Annotated in this window: 5 protein-coding genes and 1 pseudogene; 4 read left to right on the forward strand and 2 right to left on the reverse strand. The window is 42.0% G+C overall.

What is annotated here, in order from left to right; all coding sequences use genetic code 11:
• Positions 1–68: 68 nt before the first annotated feature.
• On the reverse strand, positions 69–2,123 hold the full coding sequence (gene znuD, locus SE27_RS11850) for a zinc piracy TonB-dependent receptor ZnuD (RefSeq protein WP_039623625.1): 2,055 nt from the start codon (positions 2,121–2,123) through the stop codon (positions 69–71).
• A gap of 146 nt (positions 2,124–2,269) precedes the next feature.
• Between znuD and SE27_RS11855 the strand changes: the two genes are divergently transcribed.
• The 4 genes from SE27_RS11855 to SE27_RS11870 all read left to right on the forward strand — a co-directional run bounded on the left by SE27_RS11855 (position 2,270) and on the right by SE27_RS11870 (position 6,391).
• Positions 2,270–3,034 carry a DUF4184 family protein gene (locus SE27_RS11855; protein ID WP_039623626.1) on the forward strand — a complete coding sequence of 255 codons (765 nt, stop codon included), beginning with the start codon at positions 2,270–2,272 and terminating at the stop codon, positions 3,032–3,034.
• Positions 3,035–3,197: 163 nt separating this feature from the next.
• Positions 3,198–4,988: an aspartate--tRNA ligase gene (gene aspS / locus SE27_RS11860; RefSeq protein ID WP_039623627.1), complete on the forward strand. Its 1,791-nt coding sequence runs from the start codon at positions 3,198–3,200 to the stop codon at positions 4,986–4,988.
• Positions 4,989–5,102: 114 nt separating this feature from the next.
• Positions 5,103–5,324 carry a hypothetical protein gene (locus SE27_RS11865; RefSeq protein WP_039623628.1) on the forward strand — a complete coding sequence of 74 codons (222 nt, stop codon included), beginning with the start codon at positions 5,103–5,105 and terminating at the stop codon, positions 5,322–5,324.
• Positions 5,325–5,518: 194 nt separating this feature from the next.
• A complete protein-coding gene (locus tag SE27_RS11870; RefSeq protein WP_039624002.1) occupies positions 5,519–6,391 on the forward strand; it encodes a lysophospholipid acyltransferase family protein in 873 nt (290 codons plus the stop codon).
• Positions 6,392–6,422: 31 nt separating this feature from the next.
• On the opposite strand, the pseudogene SE27_RS13930 reads toward SE27_RS11870, so the two are convergent.
• Positions 6,423–6,781, reverse strand: a pseudogene (locus SE27_RS13930) (glycosyltransferase family 2 protein); the annotation flags it as partial.

Consider the following 6,781-nt stretch of genomic DNA (forward strand, 5'->3'; position numbering starts at 1 on the left):
TGGTTTGATTTTTCAAGAGGATTTCTGTGAAACCTACTCAGAATACTGCTCAGTTAGCGCCACGTTGCTTAAAACGAAAAATCGACCCCAAGGCTAAAGTTACGTCCCACTTGTGGAATATTCGCTAAGAACGAGGCATGTGAATAGACTTGATCATCAAGTAAGTTGTTGGCTTTTAAATAGACGCGATAATCATTGTTTTTCGCATATTGTCCGGCATACGCAACACCCAAATTGACCATGTTATAGCCTGCGGTTTCATTTTCATAGGCGCTGATTTTGTCTTGCTTAAAGACATGGTAATACTCGGCTAAACCGGACCAATGATCATCAAAGTTGGCATCGACTTTACTACCTAAACGACCAGCGGGAACGCGCGGTGCATTGTCACTGTCAATTTTACCACGCACATAATCACCCAAGACACTCCACTTATACGTCTCATTCAAGGCATAGCTGGCTTGCGCCTCGACGCCATAAAACTTGGCTTTGTCTTGTGTGTATTGTACTAAGCGAAAATCTTTAAACTGATCCAGCGTTTGTGCATAAATATAATTATCGAACCAGTTGTGATACAGATGCACATGATAATCAAACTGATCTTGTTCATAATGCAAAGCCAACTCTAAATTGTTGGATTTTTCTGCAGTTAAATTTTCGTTGCCTCGCTCATAGGTGTTGGTGGCGAAATGCTTGCCCTCTGCATAGAGTTCCTGCGCCAACGGTAAACGTTCTTGATGCGAAGCCACCAAGGATAATTTATAGTTCGGAGCGAATGCCCAATTTACCGCGCCAAAATAAGACAATCCATAATCATCAAAGTCTTTTTGCTTGGAATCAATCTGAATTTTTTGCTGCTCTACACGGCTAGAAAGCTCGACATGCAGAGCGTTAAATTGCTTATGCTCTAAAGCAAATAAGCTCCATTTTTGGGTTTTATTCGGTGCCAGTAAAGACTCTTCACCGCTAATATTCAGTTTTTGTTGATTATACTGTGTCCCAATCACCCCTTCCCAATCGGCAATCGGATGATGCAGCAGCTCTAAACGCGCATCATAACCTTGGCTTTTAAAGGTGGTCATGGCAATATTTTCTTCTAACTCGTCATGTTTGTAGTCAGTATAACTGGCATGTGCGCGTAGCTTTTGAAAACCGGCGAAAGGATCGTTCAATTCAGTCCTGAAATCATAACGCTGTGATTTTAAATCCACCCAAGGCCCAGCGTGTTCATGCTCTTCATCATGATCATGTCCATCGTGATCCAGCACATGGTCGTCATGGTCGCCACAATGTAACTGATTGCCATGCGTATGACAGTCTTCATATTCATGACTATGTCCAGGTAAGCCATATTGATCTTGACGATTACTATAGGAAATACCGCTAAAACCACGCTCATAAATCCAAGATAATCCGAGATTCAGCGTTTCCCCTTTGGCAAAAGTGTTGTCGACGCGGCGCTCCTTTTCTCCTTCATGCAGATAATCGGGGGCAATATAATTCTGAGCATCCTTTTTCAAGCCTTCAACACGCAATGCCACTTGGCTGCCTAACGCCACCGTTGCACCGGCACTGGCCAGCTTTTCATCACTACCGGAGTTGTAACGCAGACCCACTTGACCCTCATAGCCTTTTTCTGGCATTTGCGTTGGAATTTTTTGATCGGTCACATTGACCAAGCCACCAACTGTGCCTGCGCTATATAACAAGGTCGATGGCCCACGAATAATTTCAACTTGTTGGGCTAAAATAGGATCAACCGTCACCGCATGATCGGGGGATAAACTGGACACATCAGCAGTTTCTGAGGCATGTTGCAGGACTTTAACCCGCGGCCCATCTTGCCCTCGAATCACCGGACGACTTGAGCCTGCACCATATTGATTAGACGAGACGCCAAGTTCTGTGGCCAAAGCCTCCCCAATGCTGGTGCCACGTTCAGCCAAAGTTTTATGCGTAATCACCTGATCCGCTACAGCAAAATCGACTGCCGATTGCTGTAACGGATGCGCTTGTAATTGAATCGTGGCCAATTGTTGACTTTCAATGGCATCAGCGGCAAAAACTGCAGGGCTGATAATGGCAAAAATAGATAAGGTAATGAGATTTTTATGCAGCAACATGAAACCGACTCAAAGCTAGAATTTTTAGTTATTGTTATAATATAACATTACAATGCTTTTGCAATAAAAAACATTTCTTTTCTGGTCGGTTGGCTAAACTGAGCCCCTATCGCATTAAATAATGATGCAATCTAAAAGATTTTTACATGCCCTTTACCTTGTCTCATGCTGTTCTTGCCCCGCCGCTGTCTAAATTAACTGGTCATAGACTACCCATTGCCGCACTGGCCATTGGCTGTATGGTGCCAGATTTAATCCGCTTGTTCAGTAACAGCCAAGATGCTCACACTCATCTTTGGCGCGCACTCATTCAACCTGATCTGTGGATGGGTTTAGCATTTGCGCTGCTGTGGTACGCGCTATATCGGCCAGTTATTTATCGCTTTTTGGGGATCCAGCACGATTTAGCCCTACATAGTTTTTCCAGTGCTATTCGGTTTTTCATAAGCATCAGTCTAGCCATTCTATTGGGCACCGCCACACATATTATTTGGGATGGCTTAACCCATGTCGATTTTAGAACTTTTGCTTTTCACGACTGGTTAAGTCAAAACATCACCTTATTTCAGTACAGTTATCCGCTGCACCGAATATTGCAAATTGGCAGTTCCATTTTAGCGCTACCGATAATCGGCTGGATGTGTCGGCAATATTATCGGCAATATCGTAACGTTATATCAGTCAGTTTAAAGATTAAAATTTTTGCGCTGACCTTGCTCTTGCTCTCTCTGTTGGTGGGCGCGCTATCAACTTGGGATTACGCGCGTTACTTTGCGCCAGACATTTGGCGCAGTGAGCTGTACTTTTTTATAGGTAAATCGATTAATGAGTTTACCCAAGCCGCGCTGCCAGTATTTACTTTAGGCTGCCTGCTGTTTTTATTTTTGGATCGCGGCCATCGTTTGAATTAACCGCTATAACGCTGGATTAAAAAATGTTTTTGCTGGATTTAACGCTGTTTTTCCATCTAGCGGTTGTGACAAAAACCCCAAAGGGGCATAATTCAGCATTCAAAGGCGGTACGCTGTTTACGTATACGCTTGCCTTAAACCATATAGTTGGATTGTTTACGCTATGATGCGAACTCATTACTGCGGTACTTTAACCGAAACTCAAATTGACCAAACCGTAACCTTATGCGGTTGGGTTCATCGTCGCCGTGACCACGGTGGGGTGATCTTCCTTGATATGCGTGACCGCGATGGTCTGGTACAAGTGGTCATTGACCCAGATACCCCAGAAGCGTTCTCAACTGCAGACAAAGTACGCTCAGAATTTGTGCTTAAAATTACCGGCCGTGTTCGTCGCCGTTATGAAGGCACCGAAAATGCCAATATGGTCAGTGGTCAAATTGAAGTATTGGCCAAAGACATCGAAGTTTTGGCTGCATCTGAAACCCCGCCATTTCCACTGAATGATGAAAATACCAATATTTCTGAAGAAGTGCGTTTGAAATATCGCTTCCTCGATATTCGTCGTCCTGAAATGCTCGATCGTTTACGTTTCCGCTCTAAATTGACCAATCTGATTCGTAACTATTTCGAAGAAAATGGTTTCTTAGACGTTGAAACCCCAATTTTAACCCGTGCAACCCCTGAAGGTGCACGTGACTATCTCGTGCCAAGTCGTGTATCTAACGGTAGCTTCTACGCATTGCCGCAATCACCACAGTTGTTTAAACAATTGTTGATGGTCGGTGGTATTGACCGTTATTACCAAATTGCCAAATGCTTCCGTGATGAAGACTTGCGTGCCGATCGTCAGCCAGAATTCACCCAGATCGATGTTGAAACATCGTTCATGAGTGACGATGACATTATGGATTTGATGGAAACGTTAACGGTTAAAATGTTCAAAGAACTTTTAAACGTTAATTTCGACAAATTCCCACGTATGACTTATGCCGATGCCATGCGTGACTATGCGTCTGACAAACCAGATATGCGTATTCCGTTGAAATTGGTTGACGTTGCCGACATGATGCAAGACGTTGAGTTCAAAGTTTTTGCAGGTCCTGCTAAAGACCCGAAAGGTCGTATTGTGGCACTTCGTGTACCGGGTGCTGGCGCATTGCCACGTAGCCAAATTGATGAATATACTAAATTTGTCGGTATCTATGGCGCGAAAGGTTTGGCCTATATTAAAGTCAACGACCTTGAAAAAGGCATTGAAGGCTTACAATCTCCAATCGTTAAATTTATCGAGCCAATCGTGCTGGATTTATTGAAACGTGTCGGCGCTGAAAATGGCGATATCGTGTTCTTTGGTGCAGATAAAGCCAAAGTAGTGAACGATGCTATGGGTGCATTGCGTATTAAAGTCGGTCATGACATGAAACTAGCAACCTGCGAGTGGGCACCACTTTGGGTGGTTGATTTCCCAATGTTTGAAGAAACCGATGATGGTAAATGGACTTCGGTACATCACCCATTCACACTACCAAAATCAAGTGTAGAAGAGGTGAAGAATAATCCGGGTGCTGCGCTTTCAGTTGCTTATGACATGGTCTTGAACGGTACTGAAGTGGGCGGTGGTTCATTGCGTATCTTTAACCTAGAAATGCAACAAGCGATTTTTGCTGCATTAGGCATTGATGAGGAAGAAGCTGAGGAGAAATTCAGCTTCTTGCTCAATGCATTACGTTATGGTGCGCCTCCGCACGGTGGTTTGGCCTTTGGTCTGGATCGTTTAGTGATGCTGATGACGGGTGCTTCTTCTATTCGTGACGTAATTGCGTTCCCGAAAACCAAAACTGCGGAATGTCCATTAACTCAAGCACCTGCACCAGTTGAGCCAAATCAATTGCGTGATTTGGGGATTCGTTTACGCGAAAAACCAAAAGCTGAAGTGAAAGACGACGCTTAATTCTTGCATTGAACTTTAAAACCCTGCTCTGGCAGGGTTTTTTATTACGTTGAGATCAAGACTCGGCAGTGGCATAATAGCAGTCTATTCCTGCTTTATTGCGAGCACTCCCCTATGGCTATGCGTCCTGCTGTACGTCGTCGCGCCCTTATGCTGATTGTATTTTCGATCGTACAATGGTTGTTTATGCGTTATATCTTAGCCAATGGTTTGTTTAACATGGATACCAATCAACGTATTCTGTATTTTTGCGTGAGTAGCTTAGGCGGCGCTTTACTTATTTTTGTCAGTTTAATTTATATGGTGTTAAAAGGAAATGCAGATCAAGCTCAATAAATAGTTGCACTTGATTTCAATATTTTCGGCCATAAGCTGCGCCCATTTACAACACTACGATTATTTTCAATTTTATCAAGATTTTCATTTTCTTTAGTAATCTTACAAATAGCGTAATTCTGTCATCTATATAGAGCTTTAAGAAAGAAGATTTTCAAGCTCACATCATCTACTGATTATCGAGTTACGCTATGCTGTATTTTTTCCTTAAATTTTTGGCCTTATTCCCGCTACGTTGGCTACAACATTTAGCACAGGCTGTGGCAATACTGTTGTGTTCGTACCCTTCTTCTATGCGACGCATTACCCAGATTAATCTGCAATTGGCCTATCCTGATTTAACCGAGCAGCAGCATCAAGCACTGGTTAAACAGAGTCTAAAAAGCCAATGCATGACCTACATAGAGTCAATTAAAATTTGGGGCAGCTCACCTGAATATGCTTTATCGTTAATTAAAGACGTGCATGGCGCAGAGCTGTTTATAACAGCTTTAGCCAATCCTCATGGATGCCTTGCTGCCGCACCGCATTTTGGCACTTGGGAGCTACTGAATGCGTGGCTTAATCAATATACCTCGCCAGTCATTATGTATAAGCCAAATAAAAATCAGGCGATAGATCGCTTCATGTTGCAATCGCGTCAGCGTTTAAAATCAACCTTAGTTCCCACCAATGAATTAGGCGTAAAGGCTGTATTTAAGCATGTTAAAAATGGTGGATTTTCTATTATTTTACCTGACCATGTCCCCAAAGAATCAGGCGGGATTTATTCTCCTTTCTTTGGCAAACAGGCATTATCTTCAACTTTGGTATCTAAAATGGCGGTAAAAACACAATGTGCTTTAGTCGGTTTAAGTTGTATTCGACGTGCTGATTTATCGGGTTTTGAGTTAATTGTGACTGAGCTGGCTGCGGATATTTCCTCGAAAGACCTACAGTTATCGGTAGATACATTAAATCGGGAAATTGAGCGTATGATTAGTGTGGCGCCAGAGCAATACTCTTGGGCATATAAGCGCTTTCGTCGAGCTGAATCTGGAGACGATATTTATCAAAAAATAAAATAGTGATATTTTCTTCAATCTGATATAGCTAAGCTTAGATAGCTCCAGTCATTAAATAAGAAATTTTCATAAAATAATATTTTAGTTTACTTAATTTTTTGATAGGTTTGAGTTTATATTGCTTAACAATATTAAATTTTGCTTTTTTAAATAACACTTCATCTTGATACTTATTTAATATTTCAATAAGTTCAGTGAACATGAAATCTAAATCGGCTGACATATTGTTTTCATGTATTCTGTAGTAAGCTAAAAATTCTGGTATACATAATATTTTTTTACCCTTCTTTGTTAATCTTAACCATAAGTCCCAATCCTCAATTTTAACATTTGCATCAAAGCCGCCAATTTCTAGTAAATCTTTTAAGTTATGCATTTGAGTTGGTGCATATA

The organism is Acinetobacter harbinensis (assembly GCF_000816495.1).
Taxonomy (GTDB): domain Bacteria; phylum Pseudomonadota; class Gammaproteobacteria; order Pseudomonadales; family Moraxellaceae; genus Acinetobacter; species Acinetobacter harbinensis.

Coding starts and splice junctions, on each gene's coding strand:
- znuD (WP_039623625.1), bottom strand. CDS start 2,123: ATGTTGCTGCATAAAAATCTCATTACCTTATCTATTTTTGCCATTATC.
- SE27_RS11855 (WP_039623626.1), top strand. CDS start 2,270: ATGCCCTTTACCTTGTCTCATGCTGTTCTTGCCCCGCCGCTGTCTAAA.
- aspS (WP_039623627.1), top strand. CDS start 3,198: ATGATGCGAACTCATTACTGCGGTACTTTAACCGAAACTCAAATTGAC.
- SE27_RS11865 (WP_039623628.1), top strand. CDS start 5,103: ATGGCTATGCGTCCTGCTGTACGTCGTCGCGCCCTTATGCTGATTGTA.